The organism is bacterium, assembly GCA_028821235.1.
GTDB lineage: Bacteria > Actinomycetota > Acidimicrobiia > Spongiisociales > Spongiisociaceae > Spongiisocius.
On the sequence record JAPPGV010000086.1, the window covers coordinates 1 to 3,071 of the forward strand.

General features: G+C 66.8%; 3 protein-coding genes. 2 read left to right on the forward strand and 1 reads right to left on the reverse strand.

The features are described 5' to 3' along the window. Positions 1 to 281, forward strand: a 281-nt coding sequence (locus tag OXK16_09815) for a sugar transferase (protein MDE0376243.1), incomplete at its 5' end; no start/stop codon positions are given. 40 nt (positions 282 to 321) lie between these two features. On the opposite strand, the gene OXK16_09820 is transcribed toward OXK16_09815, so the two are convergent. Continuing rightward, positions 322 to 936 carry a redox-sensing transcriptional repressor Rex gene (locus tag OXK16_09820; GenBank protein MDE0376244.1) on the reverse strand — a complete coding sequence of 205 codons (615 nt, stop codon included), beginning with the start codon at positions 934 to 936 and terminating at the stop codon, positions 322 to 324. 140 nt (positions 937 to 1,076) lie between these two features. Between OXK16_09820 and OXK16_09825 the strand changes: the two genes are divergently transcribed. Beyond that, the coding region (locus OXK16_09825) for a S41 family peptidase (GenBank protein ID MDE0376245.1) at positions 1,077 to 3,071 on the forward strand (1,995 nt) is incomplete at its 3' end.

The following is a 3,071-nucleotide window of genomic DNA, read 5'->3' on the forward strand; positions in this document are numbered from 1 at the left end:
TGCTCGTGTTCTTCGGGAGCGTCTACCTCCTGCAGTACACGAACCTGGGTAAGCGCCTCGCCATCCTGGTTTCTGGCGCCGGCATCTTCGGCTGGACGACGATCAACTCGCTCCTCTTCGTCCTCTACGCACCCCGCGGGCCTCGCCCGGTCGACTTCGAAGGGCTGAATGCCTTCGAGATACGGATCATTCCCGGAGCCTTCACGGCCGCCTCGGCCATCCTCTTCGCCATGTTCCTCGTCGCGCTCCACCGCTACGAACGCGACCAAGAACGCGAATAGTTGCTGGTCACTAGTTGTTAGTTATTAGTTCAACCAGCAACTAGCTCATGTAATAGCCGAGGATCTGGAGTTCTGTGGCGACATCCACCTGGCGCAGATGTATGTCTTCGGGTACCTGGAGGACGGTGGGGGCGAAGTTCAGGATGGAGCGCACACCGACATCGACCAGCATGGCCGCCACCTGCTGGGCGGCCCCTGCCGGGGTGGCGATGATCCCGACCGAGATACGGTTGGTCCGGGCGTCATCAGGGAGGCGGGAGATGTGGCGAACCTCCACCCCGCCCAGGCTGGTCCCGATCTTGGAGGGATCGGCGTCGTACAAGCCGACGATGCGAAAACCCCGGTTACCGAAGCCGGTGTAGTTGGCCAGCGCCGAACCCAGATTGCCGATGCCCACCACGGCCACCGGCCGGTCGGCGGTCAGGCCGAGGGCATGGCGGATCTGGTCGTTGAGCTCCTTGACCCGGTACCCGACCCCTCGGATCCCGAAGGTTCCCAGATATGAGAGATCCCGCCGGACCCCCGCGGCCTTCAGGTTGCTGAGACGAGCCAACTCGCCGGAGGAGATGGTCTGCTGGGCCTCGGGTAACCGCTCGATGCATCTCAGGTAGCGCGGCAGGCGCTCGACCGTGGCCGACGGAAGGTCCGACTTCATCGGCGAGAGGTTAACGGCGTCAGGGAGGGCCGAATCCGCCCCGACTTCTTGCCGCGGGCAAGACAGTTGCAGCTGGAGGCGGTACCGAGATACCACCCGGAGAGGACTATCGTCGGCGTGTGTCGACCCGGTACCCATCGGTGACGAAGCCATCCGGAGTTGCCTGGAAGCGCTCCGGAGCCCGTCTGGTCATCGCCGTGATCGTCCTGTCGCTGCTAGTTCCCGCACCACTTGCAGCATCCGTGGAGCCCGAGGGGAGTCTGCCGCGGACCGCCCAGACCGATGGCGCAGACGGAGCCGAGGCAATCCCGGCAGGCCGGGTGACCTGCGAAGAGGCGCCGACGGTCTTCGAGGTGCTTTGCATCGTGTACCGCCTGATCAGCGCAAACTATGTGGACGCGGTAGACGACCAGGAACTCGCCTCGGCGGCCACCGAACGGGTGAGAGAGGCCGGCCTCGCCGAACGGACCGATGGAGAGCCACCGGCATGCCCGTTGCCTTCTTCCGAGTTCGAGGAGCTGTGCCAGGTGATCGACCGGGCACAGGACACCGCCGCGGCGGTCGGGGAGGCGGTCCGGGGGATGGCCGGGTCGCTCGACCGCAACTCCCGCTACCTGACCGCTGCGCAGTACAACCGGTTCCGGACGAACCTCGAGAACCGGGGCACCAGCGGTCTGGGTGTCGCGTTCGCTCTGGTGGAGTACGGCCGGCCCTGCCTGACGGTGACGGCCACCTGCCGACCGGTGGTTGCCGAGGTGTATGCGGGAAGCCCGGCGGAGGGGGCCGGTCTCATGGTGGGCGACGAGCTCCTGGAATTGGGGGATCGGTTCCCGGCCGAACTCGGTTGCGCGGACGTGTCCCGCCTTGACCGGTTCGCGGCGGGTGAGGAGGTGGCGATCACGGTCCGGCGGGACGTGATCCTGAGCGGGACGATCAGGGCGGCGCGGCTGGCCATACCGGTGGCCAGGGGGATGGTCGTGGACGGCAACATCGGCTATCTCAGCCTCGACGTCTTCAGTTCCACGGCGGACGGCGCGGTGGCAGGAGTGCTCCGCGAGTTGACCCATCCGCCTATCAGCGGCCTCGTGCTGGACTTGCGCGGCAATCCTGGCGGGTACATCGACTCGGCGGTGGGCACCGCAGGCGCCTTCCTACCGGACCTGGCGACGATCGTTCACCTGTTGAGCAGGGACAGCCTGGAGACCGTCGGGGCCCGAGGCAGGGCGATCTCGTCCGATCCCACCATCCTGCCGATGGTGATCGCGGTGGACGGCGGCAGCGCCTCGGCCTCGGAGATGGTGACGGGCGCCCTTAGCGACCAGGGTCGTGTCACCGTGGTCGGCCAGAGGACCCTCGGCAAGGACACCGGCCAGACCTCCTATCACGTTGAACCCCGAGGCAGTCTGGTCGGGGTCCTCCAGGTCACCACCCTCAGATGGTTCACCCCGCGCTCTCGGAGCGTTGCGGGGGGAATCGAGCCTGACGTGACCATGAATCTACCGTCGTGCATGCTACCGGCCGACGTGGCGAGGCGCGCCATCTCGGCGATCCGCCCGCGCATCGCAGGGATGGCCATCACGTCGGAACCCCTGGATGGGACCGCATATGCGGCCGGAGAGAAGGTGATGGTCACCGTGACCTTCGACTCGCTGGTGGTCGTGTTCCAAAACGGTGGCAGTCCTACCCTGGACCTCAGGGTCGGACCCGATCGCCGGGTTGCCCTCTACGAGTCGGGCTCGGGTACGCCCGAGCTGGTGTTCGGGTACTCGGTGATCGGCGGCGATGCAGGTCCGGACGGGATCAGCATCCCCGCCGATGCGCTGCGGCCCGGCCGGGCCAAGATCGGGCTGGTCGCCGGCCTGGAGGCCGTACTGGGCCACGATGCGGTGGCTGCCGATCCGCGACAGAGAGTGCGCGGCACGGCCCCGCCGGCCCGGTCTGACGTGTTCATCGATATCCGGGAGAGCGCGCACCGGTCCGACATCGAACGGATCGTCGCCGCCGGGATCATGGAGGGATGCGGCACAGCCGAAAGCGGTGACCTGTTCTGTCCGGATGTGGCGGTGAGTAGGGCGCAGGCGGCGGCTTTCCTGAGCCGGGGTTTGGAGTTGCCGCCGGCGACGGGTGATTTCTTC